At 53.6% G+C, this 20,569-nt stretch carries 18 protein-coding genes; 8 read left to right on the forward strand and 10 right to left on the reverse strand.

Annotated features, from left to right (window positions below; genetic code table 11):
• Positions 1 to 5: 5 nt before the first annotated feature.
• From VFA09_23065 to VFA09_23080, 4 genes are all read right to left on the reverse strand, one after another.
• Positions 6 to 1,763, reverse strand: a complete 1,758-nt coding sequence (locus VFA09_23065) for a CTP synthase (protein HZU70170.1) — start codon at positions 1,761 to 1,763, stop codon at positions 6 to 8.
• Between the two features lie 127 nt (positions 1,764 to 1,890).
• On the reverse strand, positions 1,891 to 2,541 hold the full coding sequence (locus tag VFA09_23070) for an MBL fold metallo-hydrolase (protein ID HZU70171.1): 651 nt from the start codon (positions 2,539 to 2,541) through the stop codon (positions 1,891 to 1,893).
• A gap of 163 nt (positions 2,542 to 2,704) precedes the next feature.
• Entirely contained in the window at positions 2,705 to 2,992 is a 288-nt protein-coding gene (locus tag VFA09_23075) for a helix-turn-helix domain-containing protein (protein HZU70172.1), read from the reverse strand.
• A gap of 702 nt (positions 2,993 to 3,694) precedes the next feature.
• Positions 3,695 to 5,098 carry a glycosyltransferase gene (locus tag VFA09_23080; protein ID HZU70173.1) on the reverse strand — a complete coding sequence of 468 codons (1,404 nt, stop codon included), beginning with the start codon at positions 5,096 to 5,098 and terminating at the stop codon, positions 3,695 to 3,697.
• A 435-nt stretch (positions 5,099 to 5,533) separates the two neighbouring features.
• Here VFA09_23080 and VFA09_23085 point away from each other — a divergent pair, with 435 nt between their 5' ends.
• The 3 genes from VFA09_23085 (at position 5,534) to VFA09_23095 (ending at position 8,079) form a co-directional block, all read left to right on the forward strand.
• Positions 5,534 to 6,112, forward strand: a complete 579-nt coding sequence (locus tag VFA09_23085) for a hypothetical protein (GenBank protein ID HZU70174.1) — start codon at positions 5,534 to 5,536, stop codon at positions 6,110 to 6,112.
• A 317-nt stretch (positions 6,113 to 6,429) separates the two neighbouring features.
• On the forward strand, positions 6,430 to 6,660 hold the full coding sequence (gene secG / locus VFA09_23090) for a preprotein translocase subunit SecG (protein HZU70175.1): 231 nt from the start codon (positions 6,430 to 6,432) through the stop codon (positions 6,658 to 6,660).
• Between the two features lie 213 nt (positions 6,661 to 6,873).
• The gene (locus VFA09_23095; GenBank protein HZU70176.1) at positions 6,874 to 8,079 is read left to right on the forward strand and encodes a Gmad2 immunoglobulin-like domain-containing protein; all 1,206 of its coding nucleotides are present in this window, start codon (positions 6,874 to 6,876) and stop codon (positions 8,077 to 8,079) included.
• A gap of 6 nt (positions 8,080 to 8,085) precedes the next feature.
• Here VFA09_23095 and VFA09_23100 read toward each other — a convergent pair whose 3' ends face one another.
• Complete coding sequence (locus VFA09_23100; protein ID HZU70177.1) at positions 8,086 to 9,129, reverse strand: hypothetical protein; 1,044 nt, start codon at positions 9,127 to 9,129, stop codon at positions 8,086 to 8,088.
• 698 nt (positions 9,130 to 9,827) lie between these two features.
• On the opposite strand from VFA09_23100, the gene VFA09_23105 reads away from it, so the two are divergent.
• Together VFA09_23105 and VFA09_23110 are read left to right on the forward strand one after the other, a co-directional pair.
• Complete coding sequence (locus VFA09_23105) at positions 9,828 to 10,304, forward strand: hypothetical protein (protein HZU70178.1); 477 nt, start codon at positions 9,828 to 9,830, stop codon at positions 10,302 to 10,304.
• Positions 10,305 to 10,398: 94 nt separating this feature from the next.
• Positions 10,399 to 11,958: an NAD(P)H-hydrate dehydratase gene (locus tag VFA09_23110; protein HZU70179.1), complete on the forward strand. Its 1,560-nt coding sequence runs from the start codon at positions 10,399 to 10,401 to the stop codon at positions 11,956 to 11,958.
• Here VFA09_23110 and cax read toward each other — a convergent pair.
• Positions 11,955 to 13,085, reverse strand: a complete 1,131-nt coding sequence (gene cax, locus VFA09_23115) for a calcium/proton exchanger (GenBank protein ID HZU70180.1) — start codon at positions 13,083 to 13,085, stop codon at positions 11,955 to 11,957. The genes VFA09_23110 and cax overlap by 4 nt on opposite strands.
• Before the next feature lie 244 nt (positions 13,086 to 13,329).
• On the reverse strand, positions 13,330 to 13,818 hold the full coding sequence (rplI, locus tag VFA09_23120; GenBank protein HZU70181.1) for a 50S ribosomal protein L9: 489 nt from the start codon (positions 13,816 to 13,818) through the stop codon (positions 13,330 to 13,332).
• Between the two features lie 335 nt (positions 13,819 to 14,153).
• On the opposite strand from rplI, the gene VFA09_23125 reads away from it, so the two are divergent.
• Positions 14,154 to 14,858, forward strand: coding sequence for an SRPBCC domain-containing protein (locus VFA09_23125; protein ID HZU70182.1), 705 nt, complete (start codon positions 14,154 to 14,156; stop codon positions 14,856 to 14,858).
• On the opposite strand, the gene VFA09_23130 is transcribed toward VFA09_23125, so the two are convergent.
• From VFA09_23130 to argC, 3 genes are all read right to left on the reverse strand, one after another.
• Complete coding sequence (locus VFA09_23130) at positions 14,841 to 16,046, reverse strand: HEAT repeat domain-containing protein (GenBank protein HZU70183.1); 1,206 nt, start codon at positions 16,044 to 16,046, stop codon at positions 14,841 to 14,843. The genes VFA09_23125 and VFA09_23130 overlap by 18 nt on opposite strands.
• A 90-nt stretch (positions 16,047 to 16,136) precedes the next feature.
• Positions 16,137 to 17,018 (reverse strand): acetylglutamate kinase, encoded by an 882-nt coding sequence (gene argB / locus VFA09_23135; protein HZU70184.1) that lies wholly within the window; start codon positions 17,016 to 17,018, stop codon positions 16,137 to 16,139.
• A 10-nt stretch (positions 17,019 to 17,028) separates the two neighbouring features.
• Complete coding sequence (argC, locus tag VFA09_23140) at positions 17,029 to 18,087, reverse strand: N-acetyl-gamma-glutamyl-phosphate reductase (GenBank protein ID HZU70185.1); 1,059 nt, start codon at positions 18,085 to 18,087, stop codon at positions 17,029 to 17,031.
• 405 nt (positions 18,088 to 18,492) lie between these two features.
• Between argC and VFA09_23145 the strand changes: the two genes are divergently transcribed.
• Together VFA09_23145 and VFA09_23150 are read left to right on the forward strand one after the other, a co-directional pair.
• Positions 18,493 to 19,947 carry an NADP-dependent isocitrate dehydrogenase gene (locus VFA09_23145; GenBank protein HZU70186.1) on the forward strand — a complete coding sequence of 485 codons (1,455 nt, stop codon included), beginning with the start codon at positions 18,493 to 18,495 and terminating at the stop codon, positions 19,945 to 19,947.
• Position 19,948: 1 nt separating this feature from the next.
• Entirely contained in the window at positions 19,949 to 20,512 is a 564-nt protein-coding gene (locus tag VFA09_23150; protein HZU70187.1) for a carbonic anhydrase, read from the forward strand.
• The last annotated feature ends 57 nt before the right edge of the window (positions 20,513 to 20,569 follow it).

A 20,569-nucleotide genomic window follows, 5' to 3' on the forward strand; every position in this document is an offset into this window, starting at 1 on the left:
ATATACTATATTTCGACGCGGGAGTCTGGTTGGTGAGGAGCTTGAAACGTGTTGCGCGCACCCCGCTCCGTATAGGGCACTCCGACCGTTTCCCGCTCGAATGCCTGATCAGAGAGATTCTTCGCTTCGCTCAGAATGGCATGCTCCTCTTGTTTTTCGTTCTCCAGGCGCACACAGGCGCCGATGAAATCGCGGAAGAGCGGGTGCGGGCGCGTGGGACGACTCTTAAATTCAGGGTGGAACTGCGACGCGACAAACCAGGGATGATCCGCCAGTTCAACGACCTCAACCAGGCTATTATCGGCAGAACGACCGCTCACTATAACGCCATTGGATTCCATACGCTTGCGGAATTCATTATTAAATTCATAACGATGGCGATGGCGTTCAAACACGATAGGCTCACCATAAGCGGCATAGGCTCTGGTGCCGGGAGTCAGACAGCAGACCCAGTTACCAAGGCGCATTGTGCCACCCTTGTCGGCCACCTGGCGCTGCGTCACCATCAGGTCAATGACAGGATTAGGCGTCTGGGGATCGAATTCCGTACTGTTAGCGCCTGCCAGACCCAGGACATTGCGCGCATACTCAATCATCGCCACCTGCAAGCCCAGGCACAGGCCCAGGTACGGCTTGTTATTACGGCGCGCAAAGTTAGCTGCCTTTACCTTTCCCTCGATGCCGCGATGACCGAAGCCGCCGGGAATCACGATACCGGCCACATCTTCCAGCAATTCGGTATATCCCTCGCCCATGCTCTCCAGGGCCTCGGAATTGATCCATTGAATATCTATATCAACATCGTGATACCAACCGGCATGCCGCAGCGCCTCGGCAACCGAGAGGTAGGCATCGTGCAGTTCAACATACTTACCGACGAGACCAATCTTGATGCTGCGGCGCGGGCGTTTGATCTTTTCTACCAGTTCGCGCCATTCCTGCATTTGAGCGGGATGTTCAGGCAGACCAAGCTCCTGCACCAGGTATTCTCCCAATCCCGCCTCTTCCAGGATCAAGGGAACCTCATAAATCGTCTCGGTTGTGAGCAGGGGAACGACCGCCCGCTCTTCGATATTGCAGAACAGCGCGATTTTCTCGCGCAATTCATCGCTGAGGGGATAATCTGAGCGACAGAGGATCACATCGGGTTGAATACCAACACGTAGCAACTCTTTGACGCTGTGCTGGGTCGGCTTAGTTTTTAGCTCTTTGGTCGCCATCAGGTAGGGCAGCAGCGTGACATGCATATACAGGACATCACGGCGCCCGACATCCTTGCGCATCTGGCGAATAGCCTCTAGGAAGGGCTCGCCTTCGATATCGCCGACGGTACCACCGACTTCGACAATGACTACGTCGGCATCGGAACGACGGGCCACATTGTGGATGCGTTCCTTAATCTCGTTGGTGATATGCGGGATGACCTGGATGGTGCCGCCGAGATATTCTCCACGACGCTCTTTAGCGATAACAGAGGCATAGACCTGGCCGGTGGTTACATTATTGGCCTGTAAGGCAGGCTCATCGGTAAAACGCTCATAGTGGCCAAGGTCCAGGTCGGTTTCGGCGCCATCATCGGTGACAAAGACTTCCCCATGCTGGTAGGGCGACATGGTGCCAGGATCAACATTAATATAAGGGTCGAGTTTCATCAGGGAGACGGAGACACCACGGTTCTTGAGCAAGCGGCCTAGCGAGGCGACCGTTATACCCTTACCCACCGATGATGCCACACCGCCCGTTACAAAGATAAATTTTGACATGCGATCCTCCTTACCCGTAGTCACGAGCCCGAGCGATGCTGCCGATATGGCCGGTGGATGGCTCCAAGGGTTCCATCTCGCATCCACATCCACCTCTCGCTCCTACGGGCTTGTAGGTAGAGTTGCCCTACATTGATGAGACTTTTAAGCGCGCTTCTAAAATGACGATTTGCATTTCAGCAGGCACGGTATTACGCGTTATCACTAATTTCGGCTGTGTCGTCACAGTTTCAACGCCCATCTCACGACAGAACTTGTCGAGAGGGTCGGGACTTTCTCCTGAGCCGGGGCGATAGTGCATAGGAATAACGATCCGCGGTTCTACCTGGCTGATCACCTCCGCAGCCTGAGCTGCATTGAGGGTATGCTGCCCGCTAATCGGAATCAATAGCACATCGGCATCGGCGACCTCTTCCAGCTGTTCCTCTTGCAGGATATGGCCCAGGTCGCCTAAATGACAAATTACTATTTCATCCATATGAATGACATAAATGGTATTGCGCCCCAACTCCTGCCCGCGTTTATTATCGTGATAGGAGGGGACGCCGGTAATCAAGACATCACTGATCTCATATTCGCCTGGGCCGCGCACAACATATGGTTCCCCCGCAACACCCTGAACATAATTATGCCCGGGATGGTTATGACTGATGGTGACGATGGGGGCATTGACCTTACCCAGCGAGTAACCCGGCTGAGGAGAAAAGGGATCGGTGATCAACGTAACATTTTTGCCACGCAACTGAAAACAGGAGTGGCCAAACCAGGAAATTTCCATACAGGTTAAGATTCGCTTTTCTCAATAAGTTCGGGCGGGGACTACTGTCCTCGCCCGAATTCTATTGTACCACAAGGATAGATGTTCTACAAGGGGATAGCCAATATTGGGATATGGTTCACTTTCTGTCTAAAGCACAACCTTGGGAGTTCTTTTTTGCAGTTCAGGCATCAACAATTGTCCATTCTATGCGCTTCCCTAGACTGGCCGCATAGCGCTGTAACGTCGATAGTCGTGGATCAACGACCCCGGCCTCTAATCGTGCAATGGCCGGTTGCGAGGTTTTGATGCGTTTTGCCAGGGCGCTTTGTGAAATTCGAGAGCGACTCCGGACATTAGCCAGCGCATTCAATAAAGCTCGCCTCTGGCGTGCTTCTTCCATTAATGCGGGGAATTCAGGATTTCGCTTAGTTGATTCGTCGATCATTTCGTCAAGGAAATCTTTTTCCATGCATCTTCTCCTTCTTTTCATAAGAATCTCGAACGGGCTTGCCAGATCATTCAGCTACAAGCCAACATAAGCCCGAGCCTATCGCATGGAGTTTCAATCCCCAACGGGCTTCCCAGACATTTTAGCTTGTTTTTAATAAGTGGAGAAGCTTCATTGTTGAGGTGTTTCAATCCCCAACGGGCCTCCCAGACATTTTAGTCTAATGCTCCTGGCTAGCTCGTTTTGCTTCCCCGCGCCTTCGCCAATCTGCTAATCTTTGTTCTGCTAATTTAATATGGTTCCTGGGTGTTTGCTGCGTTTTTTTCTGAAATCCTTCCAAAGAAAGGAGTATGTGTTGATAGCGCCCTTCACAAGCAAAAAGGATACGATAAGCTTTCGTGTTGTAGGTAGCACGTACTTCATAGATATCCTTATGCAAATGGCGGGCTACTGCTTTACCGTACTTGCGTACATGCTCCATTTCTTCAAGGATGGCAGCACGATCTTCATCGGTAGGGCCAGTAAGAAATCTTTTATGGGTCTGGCTCCATTTTCAGTTTGATAGTCGCGCCACTGTCTTTTATGTTCGGAATGCTCACTATTCATTACATTCCTCTGTTTGAAGTATATCAAATATGATATGATTTTTCAAGCTGGTTGATAAATATAAAAAGAGGTAAGCCAGCAAGTGTTGTATGCTGGCTTACCTCTTTTTATATCCTGCTAGATTTCATTATTGGCCGTGAAAGCGGCCAATATCGCTTCATCGACAAGCGGACCGGTAACTGTCATACCACCGTTGGGGGCCTTAGAGGCAAATGTCAGCGAGCTGTGAGCTACCGTCACCCTCACCTCTCTGCCTCGCGCACCGACGCGCACAGTACTGCTCTCTACTATTTTTTTGATGCGCTGGGCGACAATTTCCGCTCCATGCTGGTCGGCGCGAATAACGGCCGTCATGATACCGGGACCATTGATCGAGAGCCGGTCCTCTTTGCGAATCCTGGTGCGCAGGAGCGGCAGGAACTTGCGCGCGGCTTCGGTCGCCTCGCGATCCTCACGCTCGCGATGCACATCGGTATGTTTCGCGCCCTCGAGGATGAAGCGGAAGACGATCACGCTCTGGGCGTTGCAGATGCGGCGTACCTTGCGCTCACCGGCCTCCAGGTCTTTTGTAGACTCGACGGCCTGCCAGATATGGTGTTCGCGTTTGCGCCAGTAATCGTAATTACCCTGCATGCGCGCAATGCCTTCCAGAGCGATGGCGCCCAGCGTCCACATCGCCTGCTTTGGACTACTCATAGTAAAATCGCGACAGGCAATGAGCTGGCGAGCAATGGGCGTGACTTTCATTGTCGAGGCTTCGTAGTTTTGCTGCTTGAGCACTTTTAGATGGCCCGCGTAAATGCGGCGGCGCTGTTTGAGGAAATCGCGCACCGTGACGGGACCCTTGTTGTAGACGACGCTATTAGGTTTATACAGGAGCTTAAAGCCAAGCTGGGAGATCAGGGCTTGAATGGAGATTTCATCGACGGCGCTATCGACCGGGATGCCCGAGATAACATTGCGGAAGGCAATTACCTCGCCAAGTTTGGGATGAATGCGAGCAACTCGATCATGCAGGCGCCACAGGAGATGCACGGTATGCCCCATAAAGGTTGATGGATCGTTGACCGGCACGGGACGCCCGCCGACCATACCGACGGATGGGTCTTTAAAGGGGGCACAGAGATTTTCTAAGGATGAAGTTTCAGGAATGATATCGGCGCCAATCAGGATGACCACGGGACTGGTTGCCTGTTTGAGAAAGAGGTTGATAGCAGAGGCTTTGCCTTCGCGCTTCTCCTGCACGCACAAGCGCACGCGCGGCTCTTGCAGAGCAATTTCAGAGACGATGGGCACGGTACGATCGGTACATCCGCTGGCAACGACGATGATTTCTTCAAGCTGGAAAGAAGGGCCTGTCTGTTCAAGCACTGCCTTTATCGTGCGAGCGATATTAGCCTCTTCATTATATGCCATTATGCCGACGCTGCATCCAATACTCTCATTTGTTTCTGATTCCGGCTGGGGGAAACAAGCCGGTATTTGCTCTAATTGAACTTCATTCACGACATTAGTTGCCATCAACGGCATCTCCTTTTGCGAGATTGATATCGGGGATATTTTCTGTAGATACAGCTAGAGAGGCAAGTTCTCCTGATAGCTTGAGAACTTGCCCTCGTATCTACTTATTCTTATTTAGAACTCGATACTCATTTCCAGTGACCTCCCCTTGGCTCAGGAGAGAGCATACCATTGAGATGCTGGTGTTCCAATAGAAATCGGGTTAAGATATGGTTGTGAATATTCAAATGTAGTTATGAATTTCTGTTTTCCCAGGACACACGATGTGCGGTAGTCCTGGTTTCAAGCCTGCCTGCTTATGACCGGTCTTGACCCGATCTTGCTTCAGGGTTTATACTTTTCCCGCCAGAGACGCATGAGTCTATTTCTCTCATAAGCAATGAACGTTTGTGAAAACAGGATTTCCTTGTTTGCTCGAAAGGTACTACTAGAGGAATGCAGATACAGGAACATGTGAAATTATCGACCGCGGCGGCCGTTATTGCGCTACCCGTGCTGAAAAAAGATGTCTGGATACCGCTGGCCGCGAGCGTCCTTATCGATGTGGATCATTATCTATGGCACGCCGTGACACATCGCACATTGAGCTTGCGCGCCGCGATACGCTATTTCGGGCAGGCCGATCCACCCCAGCGGCCAGAAGCAAGGCTGCTCCACCACCCGATTGTACTGGGAGCATTGCTATTTCTAGGCGTGCGCATGCGCTCGCGCCTGTTCTTACTGATCCTGTCGGGCCTGCTGTTTCACGTCAGCCTGGATGTGATCCATACCTCCCAGATGCGCGGGTTGAAACGCTCGCTCAGCGAGCAGGCCGGTTTTACCTGCCCGGTATGTGGGAAATACGACGAGGCGCTGCAGTTACACACGCTGCATTTCGCGCGCAATATATTCGACCGCTACAATTCCCGGCACTTTGTGGTATTATGCGCGACCTGCCATGAGAAGGCACATGCCAGTAGGGGCGTGGGCTTGCCCCGCCCACATGACGCCGAACAACTCACAAAGATAGGATAAGCATCACGATTCGACAATAAGAACATCCGTAAAAAGCTGGTGATTTCGCAGAAGTCCGCAAGCTCAGACAAGGTGGCTCGGCTGAATGAAAGGCGGGCAGAGATTCTTCGCTTCACTCAGAATGACATGATGAAGGACCGTCCTTCATCATGTCATTCTGAGTGAAGCGAAGAATCTCTGCCCCACTTCTGGAGAATCACCTGATAAAAAGGTCTCGACGCCTGGCACATGATATGATATAATCTCGCTCGATAATGATGTATCATGCAATGAACAGCATATCCCTATTGGGCTGAGATACGAAAGCGAGGAAACATTTGTCTAACTGGCTTCCTGCACTGCAAACAGTGCAAATTATTCTGGCCATAGCCGTCATCATTTTTATCCTGCTGCAGGCGCGAGGCGCCAGTTTGGGCAGCGCCTTCGGCGGCACAAGCGGAGCGGTCTTTAAGACGCGCCGCGGCGTAGAGCGCCTGATCTTCAATATCACCATCGTCTTCATCATCCTCTTTGGCGCCGTTTCTATCATCAGTATGGCGCTGAAATAGGAACTCTCCTGTCTGGCTAGCCGCTTGCAGCTGTTGAGTAGAGCTTGTTGAAGATGAGAGAACCGGGGGAAACGACGAGATAGTTACTCTCAATCGTTCATTATCTAAGATAGAGTGACAATTTGAAGGCGTACCGGCTATGTACCCGTGCATACATAGGTAAGGAATACGCCTTTATCTTTCTTTCCACTGCTCCCCTGGAGGACCCGAAAAATGTGGCAAAAACTCTCAGCGCGTGCCAGGTACCTGCTTCTCAGCGCGGTGCTCCTCTTTACAATCTCGCTTGCGCTCGCAGCTTGCAGCGGTGGCAGCAATGGAGCTAACGCAACTCCTACCGCGCAAGGAACAACTCTCGCGGGTGGAAACGCTACTCCCAGCGCAACACCATACATTGGCCTGGGAACACGACCGTGTCCCGACGCGGTAAAAGCTCCATCCCATTGGGACCCGATTATTCCCACCCAGAGCAATATCTCTAAAGTAGAGACGGTGAGTTGTGGCAACCTCATCGGCAATGCCACCTTGCAGGCGCTGGTGACGGTGCGCAACTCCGGCAGTGGGGGCATCCTGGATGTCTATGTGTATAACAACATTACCAGCCCCAATCCCACGCAACTCTTCAAATTACTGTCTCTGGCGGAGGGTGACGCGAAGATCAGCGTATATAACACCATCCTGACCGGTGAGGTGGATGCGAATTCCAGCATCAATAAGGGCAAATCCGACGCCCAATTGACCCAGGACCTGTTTCGTGAGTTCAAATGGTCCGATGGCGCCGGCACTTTTGTACCAATATCCTTCCCCGGCATCTTTCCCGATATGACGCGTTTCCAGGCCGAGCGAGATCAGGCATTAGTAAACCGGGGACAGGATGCATGGAAACTCGATCCCGCCATGGTCACCGATCACATGGTCTCTAACCCGAACCTGCTGAACTGGCCTGCCAACTCCCCAACCACGATTGTAAGCGGTGGCGGCAGCCATGATACGGAGGCGGCCGTGTCGGTGAAAAATCCGGATACAGGAGGTGGTACGATCAAAGTCACCCTCCAGCGTTTAGAAGGAAATACGAACGGCGGCATCTGGGAAGTCGTAGCGGTTGAATCCAATGGCATGGCTATTACTGCCCCACAGAGCCGCGATCTCCTCAGCAGTCCCGTCACCGTCAAGGGGACCGGCAATGCATTCGAGGGGAAGATTGGCCAGGTAGCAGTTCTCGATCACCTGTACACCAACATTGGTCAGGCCAGCGCCACAGGAGCGGCAGGCAACGGTAGCACCACATTTTCCGTCAACGTGAGCTTTACCACTACGTTTAAGGCCGGCGACGAAGACGGCCTCGTCGTTCTCTACGCTACAAATAACGCGGGTGACCCAAATGCGGCGGCGGCCGTGATGGTGAAAGAATTACTGAGCTAGACCAGGTCAGGACAGGGACAAGCTACTATCCCTACCGGCTTTCACAGCAACGACAATATCGCGCCTCTTGATGACACGATCAACTGTATGCGCCAGTTGCGTATAGGGCGGTTCATTGCGTACATGCATGTGCGTCTCTCGTTCCACAAGCTCGATCATCGCGGCGCGTTCGATGCGCGTGGCATTCCAGGCCAGGGCCAATGTGCCACCTGCTAGAAGCAAGCTCTCCCAGGCAGGCAACGCCTTGCCGAGCAAACTGGAAATCTCCCCAAAATGCTGGATGCCATACGGCAAATCGGCAACGACGGCGTGCATGCGCGGCCCACCCGGAACCTCCTGCATGTGCAATTGCGCCTGGGCAGTCTCGCCATGCGCCAGGACAAGTGCGCGCGTCGCACCCTTGCGTCCGACCTCGAACTGGTAGCGTCTCCCTGCCCTGCGCCCGCGTTCATCAATCTCCTTGAACGGAATGCCCTCGCTTTTGAGATACTGGCGGATAAAGACGGCGGTCGTCTCGATGTCCTGCCGTTCATGGTCAATGCCAAAGGCATCGTAGCCGTTCGCCAGCGCCAGGAAGAGTGTCGTACCCCCACCCGCCAGGGGATCGAGTATTCTCAAGCGCCCCGTGAATTGCCCGGCATAGGCGCCCGCGAAAATAGCCACATTGAGCATTACCCGTGTGAAGATTTCGTTAGTCTTGCCTTTATAGCGGCGCACCTCGGCCATCTCTAAGGGCACGAAAGGGACGAACTGGGGGCTTAACGGGCGCAAAAACGGTCCCGGGGTTTCGCCAATCTGCTCGAAATACTCGTAGACCTCGCTTGTGGCTCCTAATCGAGAGAGAATAGGCAGCATATCAGATAGGGGAAAGGACGGGTCCTGTTCGTCGAATGTGGCTAACAGATATTCCTGGCCCGCTAATGTAGCCGGTTCGATCTGTGTGATGGCAGGGCCAACGGAACTGGCAAGCAGTTCGGGTGCGGCCAGCGCCTGGGTCATATTCGCGTACTGCGTGCTGCGTTGTGGTGTGATTTTGAGCGCCAGTTTCATAGTGGGAGTATAGCATAGTCTTGCGAGGTCGTGTAGATCTCTACTCTTTTTGGGTTTTCATCCTCTTTCCCTCAATTGACGGAGCGCCAATTAATAGCAGAGAGATTGACAGATAAGCAAATATTGGATTATTATATGGATGAGCGGGAAATTATCTCAAGATAACCTGGAAAATTAATTATATAGTGAAGTTAATATTTTGAAACGAGCGCATAGAATGGACGAAGGACCTATGACTAACTACAGGTCAAACCCTCATCCGAATATATCTCTCATAGCTCGAATCACTATCTTGTTAGGAGTTTTGAGCATAATATCTGTCTTGTTCGCTCTTTCGGCAGCTTTTCTGATTATGAGGGCAGGTATCTATACCTATCTCCCACCTGGTCGTGAGTACCTTCGTCCCGATTCCATGGTCACGTTTTGGACTCGCCAGTCACCGGGTAAGGATAGCCATCAATTAATTCATAGCGATGTTCAGGGTCACGCTCAATAAAAGCCAGGAATTCCTCAAGGCTCATCCCCTCTGTGGTTGATTGTGCTGAATTGCCATTGATTTTTCTCCAGTTCGAGCAAATAGCTGCCTTTTAATAGGTTGGCCTCATTATATTATAGGAACCACCCCATCCATCTTGTGCTACCATAGCAGAAGAGCTACAAGCTTGCATCACTAGCATCATGAAATAGGAGTAGATACTATGGCATTAAGCGATCTGGCGAGTATCGCCATTATTATTCAAGGGGTTCTTTTCATCGTCTCCATTGTGCTGGTATGGTACCAGCTGCGGGAGAACACCAAACTGGTGCGAGCCGCTAATACCCAGAAGCTCGTCGAGTTATCCACACCTTTCTATTTCCAGCTGGCCCAGGACCGTGGGTTGATAGAGCTCTGGAGCCAGGCAATGCAGCGATTCGACGAGTTAGATGACATTGATAAGCAGCGCTACTTCAATTTATTGACGTGGTGGTTAATGCTGCACGAAAACATTTACCATCAATGGAGGAGCAGGTTGATAGACGAGGATACATTCAGCTCCTGGACGCGCGATCTGGAGTATTTTGCGAGAAGACAGCGGCTTGGGAACCATTGGAGCCGCCTCAACAGCTATTTTGAGGCATCATTCTCCGAACACGTGACGGCGATCATTGCCAGTCAGGCGAAAGAGATGCAATAGGCCCGAACCCTTCCCTGATATCCGCTTACGCATTACAATGATGTATAGCGAAACAACAAAGCAAACACCGATCTATAGAGCCAGGAGAAAAGTTATGTACATCGTGACTGTTGATGAAATGCGCGAGCTTGAACAGCGAGCCGATAGAGAGTATGGCCTGACTTCCGCTATCCTGATGGAGAACGCCGGCAAAAGTGCGGCGGAAATTCTATTGCAGCACATGCGCCACCATCCTTCGGTCAAAGGGCTTGAATTTTTGATTCTGGTTGGCCCCGGCAATAATGGCGGCGATGGGCTGGTGATGGCACGCCACCTGGAAAAGTGGGGCGGGCTGATCAGCACCTATCGCTGGAAAGAGCAAAAACTAACTATTCACGGTGAGGATGTTCCCGAGCAAGATACGCCCGCGAGGCTGGAGGAGATCATCCAACGCGCCAGCTATATGTTGGATGCGCTGCTGGGAACGGGACGCTCGCGCCCACTTCCCGATAGCATGCGAGAACTGCTGGGCCGCGTTGGCAAGGAGCGAGAGAAGCGAGATTCGCTGCGTGTGATAGCAGTCGATCTGCCAACGGGCATGAACGCGGACACAGGCGAGGTTGATCCCGGAGCCATTCACGCCGATATGACGATTACGCTGGCCTGCCCGAAGCAAGGCTTTTTCTTTTTTCCTGGTCGAGATTATCTTGGTGAGATGTACGTGGGCGATATCGGCCTGCCTGCTGAAATGGAGCTTCACCTGCGAACAGAGATGCTGACGGCGTCCCTGGTAAAGGGTCTGCTGCCTGAGCGACCATTGCAGAGCAACAAAGGCACGTTCGGCAAGGTAATGCTACTGTGTGGGTCGCCACCGTATCCAGGCTCGGCATTTCTAGGAGGAAGCGCGGCAGGACGTGTCGGCGCGGGCCTGGTAACGCTGGCGGTGACTGAACCGATGCTGCCCATCTATGCCGGCGCGTTCCACGAGGCCACGTTTGTCTTGCTGCCGGAAGAGAGCGAGGGCAGTCTTGCACGCGTCAATGCGCTGGTGAATCATCTGCACGGCTATCGCTCGCTGCTGATGGGTCCTGGCCTGGGGCAATCGCCATATATTCGCGAGGTGATTTTGCAGGTATTGGAGGAGTTGCGCACCATGCCCGATGAAAAGCGTCCCCAGCTGGTTATTGACGCGGATGGTCTGAATAATCTTTCCGCTCTGGAACGCTGGTGGACATTGCTACCTGCAGGAACGGTGATTACGCCGCATCCTGGCGAAATGGGGCGTCTCTGTGGAGGAATAAAAGTATCGGGTGGCAGCATCGAGCGCCTGGAACTGGCACGCAGCAAAGCAAAAGAGTGGCAGGTGACGCTTGTGCTGAAAGGGGCCTGCACGATTATCGCCGAGCCGGATGGACGCACGCGCATCAACTGGCTGGCGAATCCCGCGCTGGCGACTGCCGGCACGGGCGATGTGCTGGCCGGCATGATCGCGGGTTTTCTCGCTCAGGATATGACACCTTTTGACGCTGCCGGCGCCTCTGTCTACCTGCATACGGTCGCCGCCGATCTTGTCAGCACCGAAATCGGGCATGCCGGACTGCTGGCCTCTGACCTTTTGCCGAAGATACCACGCGCGATGGTGAAATGTAATGTCGCGTCAGGGCGAGGTGATTAGCCGGGCACGAAGAAAAAGACCACGCAGGCCATGATATAGATCGCCACCAGTTGCACTCCCGCCAGCCACGATGACTCACCATCGAGGCTGACAAGCGCAAAGAGGATGGTTGCCAATCCGAGAACCACCAGTTCCAGGGGCTGGAAGACCAGGCTGAGCGAGGGTGTAAATAGGAGGCTGACCAGCACCAGCAGCGGCGCGACGAAGGTGGCAACCTGGATCGATGAGCCAGCCGCGATTGCCATGCTCAGGTCGATGTGATCGCGCAAGGCGATGTAGACGGCGCTGGAGTGTTCGGCGGCATTGCCTATAATGGGGATTATTACCACGCCAATAAAGACCTGCGACAGGCCAAGCTGCACGGTCACAGGTCGAATCGCGCCGACCAGCAATTCGCTATTGATGGCAGTGCCAACAGTCGCGACGAACAGGATGAGGGCCGTTAACCAGAGTTTAGGAGGTTTTTGCGTTCCGCGCTCTTCAGGGGCGAGTCCGCCTGTAACCGCCTCAACCTCTTCATTTTCAGTGGATTCTGCCTGTGGAGCATTTCGGTGGCGTTTGGGGCTGCGCCGCTCAGAACGAATATGGAAGACATGTGTCGCCAGGTACATTGCATAAACGAGCAGCAGGATGATAGAAATAGCGACGCTGATGGCCTCTATATTCGTAGAGATTTTTAATGCCAGCGAACCGGTGGTTGGTATGAGCAAACCGGCCACCGCGAGTACCATCATCGCCGAATACTGGCCCGCGTCACGCGCATTGAAGTATTGTTTGCCCCAGCGCCATCCCCCCAGCGCCAGCGAACTGCCCAGCACCAGCAGCGCATTGCTAATGATAGACCCTGTGATCGAGGCTTTGACGACGGAGATCAGGCCTTGCTGCAACGCAAAGATGCCGATGATGATTTCGGGAGCATTGCCGAAGGTAGCATTAAGCAACCCACCGGCGATAGGGCCGACGTAGTATTCAAGATTCTCTGTAGCCTGCCCGATCAACGCGGCCAGCGGTATCAGGCCAATAGCAGAGCAAATAAAAACGGCCATCTCTTGCTGTTGCCCCCAGATCAACGCGACGATGGGAGCGGCGACGGCCATGATTAAGAAACTATAAAGCCAGCGCTGCATAGGATTCCCGTACTTGTGAATACTCAGTTCGCCTTGCGCGGAGATTCTTCGCTTCGCTCAGAATGACATGTTCGTGAGCGGAAAGATTCTTCGCTTCGCTCAGAATGACATGTTCGTGAGCGGGGAGACTCTTCGCTTCGCTCAGAATGACATGTCACTCCTACAAGGCGAAATGAGAGGGCGGACCTGGTGCCGGGATGCGAGGTGCCGCCCAGTCTTGCTTTTTATTGGTGTATCAGGTGTATTACTCGACGGCGGCGCTTTGCGTTTCAGGAGCGCCGGCCTGAGCCTCATCGATCACATTAACAGTAATCTTTGGCTCCAGTTTCTGAGCGACCTTGACAGGCACCATGAACGTGCCGACGGAACGAATCGGACTCGCTAGTTCGATCATACGCCGGTCGATGATGATGCCTTCGCTCTGGCGCAGACCTTCCGCGATATCCTGGCTGGTGATCGACCCATAGAGGCGTCCTTCTCGACCGACGCGAGCCTTAAACGTCAATGTCACCTGGCCCAGGCGCTCTGCTCGCTGTTGATTCTCTTCAGCCTGTTTCTCCAGCCTGCGCTTCTCGGCAGCAATGCGTTGATCGCGATTGGCAATCAAGGTAGGAGTCGCGGGAGCCGCGACGTGACGGGGCAGCAGATAATTGCGGGCATAGCCATTCGCCACTTCTTTTAAATCGCCGGCCTTTCCCAGGCCTTCAACATCTTGTAATAGAATTACTTTCATTGCACATGCTCCTCACAGAGGAAGTTATACCTGGCACCCGCGCGGGTGCCACTACATCTCCCACTCAAAATTCGACCAGTGGATAGCAGAAATGCGACGGCACCCTCGTGGTGTGCCGGATAACCCACTCAAAGTCTCTATAATACGAGGCTTAGTATACATGTTGCTTGACGCGAACGCAAGTTTTGGACACAGGAGAAGTTCTCTATGCTACGGGGTAATGTGTCGAGCATCTTTTGACCTTTCGCTACATCTACCCATTGCAGCATATATCATCCTCACCTATAATGGAGGAAAGCGGTATTCTCGAAAATTACTTTTATGAAGGTGTTCTTATGGAGATCGAAGGAACTTATACGCTTCAGGCATCGCCGCAAGAGGTATGGCATAGTTTGATGGATAGACGTACCATGGAACAATGCATCCCTGGAATAGAGCGACTCGAGGCGCTAGGTAATCATACGTATGCCTTTTGTATACAGGTAAAGCATAACCCTTTAAAAGGTCAGTACACGGGGCGTGTGCGCATCATTGAGCAGGATTATCCGGCATCGTACCGTTTTACGATTGAAGGCGACGGGCAGCAGAACAGGGTTGATGGGGAATGGACGGTGCAACTGAGCGATCTGAATGAAAATACTGTCGTGGCTTATAAAGGCTCACTTCATTTTGATTCGATGAGCATGCTGGTGCCGGTGCCAATGGCTAAAGGCATTATCAAGGTTCTTATTCAACAATTTTTCTCCGCCCTGACCGAGCACATACGCACGACAAGCCGCTTCACCGGCGACGTTCCGGTGCATATAGGCGAGATGGCGGCAGTAGAAGACACGAGCGAGGAAGATACACTTGCGCTAGCCGGCACCAGGTGGTCTACCCTGCTGCGCAACCTGGTTCACCAACTGGGATTGGGCAATGGCGACCCGCTATTAGAGGAGCAATGGGCGAGGCGCTTGAAACGCATGAGTATGATTACGGCGCTGTTGCTACTCGTATGGGTGGGTACGCGCCTGCCAGGCAGGTTATTCACCCAGCATTGAGCGCAGGCGGGCTTTCCAATCATTGTCATCAGATGCTGCTTCTTTGCCGTTTTCGTCGTTTGCGTCGATGGTCCAGCTGCGCGAGCCATCGGCATTCCTCACGAGTGTCGTCTTGCGCGCGCGGGGTTCTCTAGGAGACATGCTTCGGAGGGCGGTTTGCGCCGCTCTGCGCACTTCTTGCACAGGGTCCTGTAACAATGGGGTAATCAACGCTCTACTCTGTTCGGCGCCCAGGCGGCCGAGTGTACGTATGGCAGCAGCGCGCTCCTCGGCAGTCGGCGCAGTAAGCAAAGGCTCTATGTCAGGAACGAGGTCCACAAGCAATAAATCGGCAATCAAGCGCAGTAAGCGGCTGCGGCGCATAGGGTGAGTCAACGTGGCTAACGCCTTCCTCACATCGGCGTATACCTGTTCGATGTCACGGATAGTGCCTTTTTCTATTGCTTCGGCCACTGCCACATCGACTGGAACGGGCGATGATCCGCGCAGGAACGGTTCAATCCAGGTTGCAACAGGCTTGAGCAGGTTCGCATTATCGTACAGTTGTAAGACGGCAGGGAAATATTCGCCCAGCCAGGAGTAGAGAGCAAGGGTCATCTCGGCATCGCGCGCGGCATAGGCGATCATAGCCGATGGCAACGGGCGGCGCGTCCAATCGGTGCGCTGCAAGCTCTTATCCAGGCGCACATGAAAGGCCCGCTGCAACATGGCCGCCAGTGACGACTCGTGCTGCCCAAAGATGGAACGACTCGCGGCTTCCAGGTCAATGTAATGGGCGATATTGAGCCCACGCTCGGCCATCACGCGTAAATCCGCGCCCGCACCATGCAGCAGGATGATGGTATTGGGATCATCAAGGACAGCATTCAAGGGCGAAAGATCGTTCAGGCGCAATGCGTCTACGACGAAACATTTGCCATCAATGGCCAGTTGTAGAAGCGCCAGGCGCTGTGTGGTGGTAAAGGCATCATTCTGCGTGCGCAAACGCACCTGCGTAAATTCGGCATCGACGGCAACAACAGGTGATTGCTTCAGCGTGTTGACGGCGGCAAGCAATTGCTCAGGTCGATCAACCCAGATGCGCTCTCCCCGTGCCGCCAGCTGGCCAACGGGGGGCGATATACCCAGATAGCCCGGTTGTACAGTATTCGATTCGGCCGGTTCCTCCGGCGGTGTTGCATCGTTCAATGTTGCCCCTCTACATTGAAACAGGTTCGATTTATTGCAGCTAATCATAGCAGATTTTGGGGCAAACGTATACAGGCTGAGCCAGATTTTTCAGGCTTTATTTCTCACAATCATTGTTCCAGCCCCCTGATCCGTGAACAATTCGCGCAATAAGGAGTGTGGGTCTCTACCATCTACGATATGCACGCGCGAGACGGTAGAAAGGGCATCCAGGCAGGCAGCAACCTTGGGAATCATGCCGCCATGAATAGTACCATCGGCTATCAGTCTCTGCGCTTCTGCCTGGCTGAGTTCTGAAATCAACGAGCCATCTTTGCGGCAGATACCGCTGACATTGCTGAGGAAGATCAGCTTTTCGGCATGCATGGCGCGCGCGATATGCGAAGCCACGAGGTCGGCATTAATATTCAGGCAAGGCGCGCCTGGTCCCTGCCCAAGAGGCGCAACGACAGGGATATATCCCTGCTCAATAAGGAGTTGCAAAAGGCTCGGATCGACCTCTTCAATCGCGCCAACAAAGCCCAGTTGTTCATCGGCGACACGCGCGCGTATGGTGTTGCCATCGGTTCCACTCAGGCCGATGGCTAGCCCTCCCATTTCGATCAGAGACGCCACCAGGCCCTGATTGACCTGGCCCAATAGAACCATACGCACGATATCCAATGTCCCGGCATCTGTGACGCGCAGTCCATTTTCGAAACGCGCAGGCACATTGAGCTTTTCGAGCCATTCATTGATATAGGGCCCTCCGCCATGCACAAGCACAGGACAGGACCCCAACGAGCGCAGCAAAACAATATCCTGCAACACATGTTTCTGATGGGTCAGGGTACTGCCACCCAGCTTGATGACGAGCGTTTTGCCTTTCAAGAAGTTGATATAGGGCAGCGCTTCGCGCAATACGTGCGCGATCAGTTGATACTCATTGCTGATGTTGTTTTCAGATACCATTTTTGAAAAAGTTGATGTCATTATTTCGCCCCTAAGGATAGACAGACAGCGCCGGCAGGCCCGTTGTCTCCGGCAATCCTGCGAGAATATTTGCGTTCTGTATCGCCTGGCCCGCGGCTCCTTTGATGAGGTTATCCAGGCAAGAGATCACCAGGAGACGCCCGGTGCGGTTATCCACCAGCGGATAAATCAGGCAGGCGTTGCTGCCGTAGGTCCACTTCGTATGCGGCGGCTGGTCTACTACATGCACAAATGGCTCGCCCGCGTAGTACTCGGTGTACAGCGCGCGAACCTGCTCCGTTGTCGGAAGTCGGCCCATCTCATCTTGCTTCAAGTCGGCATAGCAGGTCGCCAGGATACCACGCGTCATGGGTATCAGGTGCGGTATAAAGGTGAGGCGCAGCCCGCCTGCTAAGGATGCTGCTTCAAGCTCCTGCGTGATCTCGGCGAGATGGCGGTGCCCTGTTAGACTATACGCGCTTACGTCCTCATTGGCTTCAGCATAATGCGTGCCGAGCGTAAGGCCACGACCCGCGCCGCTGATACCGGATTTGGCATCGATGATGAGGCCGGGTGCGACGATACGCGCTGATACGGCGGGCAACAGCCCCAGGATAGCGGCGGTAGCATAACATCCCGGATTTGCTACGAGCGAGGCGCTGGCTATTTGCACGCGATAGCGTTCGCACAGGCCGTAGACCGCACGCTCCAATAAGGCGGGCGCCGGATGTGTATGCTTATACCACTCTTCATAGGTGGCGACATCGCGCAGGCGGAAATCGGCGGAGAGGTCTACTACCTTTATACCACGCTCCAGCAGGGGCAGGATTGATTCGGCGGCGGCGGCATGGGGCAGGCATACAAAAGCCAGGTCGGTCTGCTCAGGCTCTTCAGTAATAATGAGGCTGGCAGCCCTGGCAAAGCCAGATGATGCGGCTATGACAAGCTGGGGAAACACTTCGCCCAGCCGTTTCCCGGCAGCGCTGCGCCCGGTCACCGAGGTCAGCTCAAATTGTGGATGCTGAGCCAGCAAGCGCAGCAATTCCAGGCCTGTGTAGCTGGTGACGTTGATGATTGAAACTGAGATCATGGCGTTCATTGACCTATGAATGGGTTGCATTCCGGTATCCGGTAGAAGCATATTCATAATAAAAGAGGCTCTCATCCTATGAAACGAAGGACGAGAGCCGCATTGCTACATCGTTGTTCTCTCAAGATAACAGAATGCAAGCGAATTGTCAAACGCACGTTGCTATGCTAAACTGAGGCAACGAGAAATATGATATGGTCTGTACGGACATATATAATGAATTTTTACCAGCAAAATCGGTAAGTACCCTGGCCATGTCATTCTGAGTGAAGCGAAGAATCTCTAGCACGATGGACACGGATTCTTCGCTTCACTCAGAATGACATGCCCTGAGCCACTCGGATAACCGGTTTTGCTCGTGAAAGTTTATCATCAGGAAGCAAAGAAAAAGGTCAGGTTACTATCATGGAGAAAAAGACACCGATTACAGTCGCATACGGGGATGGCATTGGGCCAGAAATCATGGACGCCACCCTGCACATTATCCAGGCTGCCGGAGCGCGCATCGAGATCGAGCCTGTCGAGGTGGGCGAGAAGGTCTACCTGCGCGGCATCGCTGCCGGTATCGAGCCTTCGGCGTGGGAATCGCTGCGCCGCACGCGAGTTTTTTTGAAGGCTCCCATTACGACGCCGCAGGGTGGAGGTTATAAGAGCCTCAACGTGACGACGCGCACGATGTTCGGCCTGTATGCCAATGTGCGCCCCTGCGTTTCGTATTATCCATTTGTCGACACGAAGCACCCGACGATGGACGTGGTGATTATCCGCGAAAACGAGGAAGACCTGTACACGGGCATCGAGTACCGGCAAACACACGAGATGGTGGAGAGCCTGAAGCTGATCAGCCGACCGGGCAGCGAGAAGATTATTCGCTACGCCTTTGAGTACGCGCGCAGTCATAACCGTAAGAAGGTGACCTGCTTCATGAAGGACAACATCATGAAGCTGACGGATGGCCTCTTTCACAAGGTTTTCAATGAAATTTCGCAAGAGTATCCCGATATCGCCAACGAGACCTGGATTGTTGATATCGGCTCGGCCAAGCTTGCCGATACGCCGGAGGCTTTCGATGTGATTGTGCTGCCTAACCTGTATGGTGATATTCTCTCGGATATCGCGGCGCAGGTTGCAGGCTCGGTCGGGCTGGCAGGTTCGGCGAATATCGGCGATAGCTGCGCGATGTTCGAGGCTATTCATGGGTCTGCTCCGCGCCGCGCCGGACAGAATATCGCCAATCCATCAGGTTTGCTGCTGGCGGCGGTGATGATGCTCGTACACATCAACCAGCCGGACGTGGCGGCACTGGTACATAACGCCTGGCTGCGCACCATCGAGGATGGCATTCATACCTATGACATCTATGTAGAGGGCGTGAGCAAGGAAAAGGTGGGTACGCGACAATTTGCCGAAGCGGTGATCGCGCGCCTTGGTCAGAAGCCGCAGATACTGAAAGAGGTACAGTATACTACTTCTCCCCAGCATGAAGAGTATAAGCCGGTGGCGATGAACCAGCCAGAGGAGACAAAGGAACTGGTTGGCGTGGACGTGTTCCTTGATTGGCATAAGGGAAGCGCGAACGAGCTGGGCGAGACATTCCGGCAGGTGAGCGGTGATGGCCTGGAGCTGGTGGTAATCACCAATCGCGGGGCAAAGGTCTGGCCAGAGGGATTGCCGGAGACGTTCTGCACCGACCACTGGCGCTGCCGCTTCATGGCCCCGGAACATGGGACGCCAATCGATCACGACCAGGTGATCGAGTTGCTGCGCCGCGTCAACAATGCCGGTTTCGATTTTATCAAGATCGAGAACCTGTACAACTTTAACGGCAAGCCGAGCTATTCGGTGGTCGCGGGGGAATAAGATGGTAATTGATGAAATCCTGGCGCATAACGAGCAGTTCCTGCGCCAGCCACCGCTGCCCATTATCGGACACGCGCCCCGCAAACATATGGCCGTTGTAACCTGTATGGATTGCCGGTTGGTGAACATGTTTGAGCAGGCGCTTGGACTGCAACGCGGCGACGTACTCGAACTGCGTACCGCTGGAGCGACCATCTCCGAACCTGAGCGCGAGGGAGGAGCGAGTGACTTGATTCGCTCGCTTGCTGGCGGCATCTATTTGCTGGGGGTGCGCGAAGTGGCCGTAATCGGTCATACAAACTGCGGCCTGGCGAATGCGAACTCTGATGCTGTGATAGCGTCGATGCAGGCATTGGGTGTCGATCCGCAACGATTGATCGAGCAGGAGAGCCTGGGGAACGTCCAGGGCCTGGTGCGCTGGCTCGGCGCATTTTCCGACGTGCATGTGAATGTTGGCGAAGTGGTCAAGGTTATTCGCAACAGCCCTTACCTGCCCAGGATTCCGGTGCATGGCCTGGTAATCAATATCGAAACCGGCAAATTAGAAATGGTCGATAGAGGGTAAATAAGGTAAACAAGAAGAGTTCAGCGCCGGCTGGCTTCCGCGCGGAAGCCAGCCGGC

The sequence above is a fragment of the Ktedonobacteraceae bacterium genome (genome assembly GCA_035653615.1).
Taxonomy (GTDB): domain Bacteria; phylum Chloroflexota; class Ktedonobacteria; order Ktedonobacterales; family Ktedonobacteraceae; genus DASRBN01.

What these genes read in the sequence shown, in the direction of transcription:
- VFA09_23065 (HZU70170.1), bottom strand. Translation starts at nt 1,763, where the DNA reads ATGTCAAAATTTATCTTTGTAACGGGCGGTGTGGCATCATCGGTGGGT.
- VFA09_23070 (HZU70171.1), bottom strand. Translation starts at nt 2,541, where the DNA reads ATGGAAATTTCCTGGTTTGGCCACTCCTGTTTTCAGTTGCGTGGCAAA.
- VFA09_23075 (HZU70172.1), bottom strand. Translation starts at nt 2,992, where the DNA reads ATGGAAAAAGATTTCCTTGACGAAATGATCGACGAATCAACTAAGCGA.
- VFA09_23080 (HZU70173.1), bottom strand. Translation starts at nt 5,098, where the DNA reads ATGGCAACTAATGTCGTGAATGAAGTTCAATTAGAGCAAATACCGGCT.
- VFA09_23085 (HZU70174.1), top strand. Translation starts at nt 5,534, where the DNA reads ATGCAGATACAGGAACATGTGAAATTATCGACCGCGGCGGCCGTTATT.
- VFA09_23095 (HZU70176.1), top strand. Translation starts at nt 6,874, where the DNA reads ATGTGGCAAAAACTCTCAGCGCGTGCCAGGTACCTGCTTCTCAGCGCG.
- VFA09_23100 (HZU70177.1), bottom strand. Translation starts at nt 9,129, where the DNA reads ATGAAACTGGCGCTCAAAATCACACCACAACGCAGCACGCAGTACGCG.
- VFA09_23105 (HZU70178.1), top strand. Translation starts at nt 9,828, where the DNA reads ATGGCATTAAGCGATCTGGCGAGTATCGCCATTATTATTCAAGGGGTT.
- VFA09_23110 (HZU70179.1), top strand. Translation starts at nt 10,399, where the DNA reads ATGTACATCGTGACTGTTGATGAAATGCGCGAGCTTGAACAGCGAGCC.
- cax (HZU70180.1), bottom strand. Translation starts at nt 13,085, where the DNA reads ATGCAGCGCTGGCTTTATAGTTTCTTAATCATGGCCGTCGCCGCTCCC.
- rplI (HZU70181.1), bottom strand. Translation starts at nt 13,818, where the DNA reads ATGAAAGTAATTCTATTACAAGATGTTGAAGGCCTGGGAAAGGCCGGC.
- VFA09_23125 (HZU70182.1), top strand. Translation starts at nt 14,154, where the DNA reads ATGGAGATCGAAGGAACTTATACGCTTCAGGCATCGCCGCAAGAGGTA.
- argB (HZU70184.1), bottom strand. Translation starts at nt 17,018, where the DNA reads ATGACATCAACTTTTTCAAAAATGGTATCTGAAAACAACATCAGCAAT.
- argC (HZU70185.1), bottom strand. Translation starts at nt 18,087, where the DNA reads ATGATCTCAGTTTCAATCATCAACGTCACCAGCTACACAGGCCTGGAA.
- VFA09_23145 (HZU70186.1), top strand. Translation starts at nt 18,493, where the DNA reads ATGGAGAAAAAGACACCGATTACAGTCGCATACGGGGATGGCATTGGG.
- VFA09_23150 (HZU70187.1), top strand. Translation starts at nt 19,949, where the DNA reads ATGGTAATTGATGAAATCCTGGCGCATAACGAGCAGTTCCTGCGCCAG.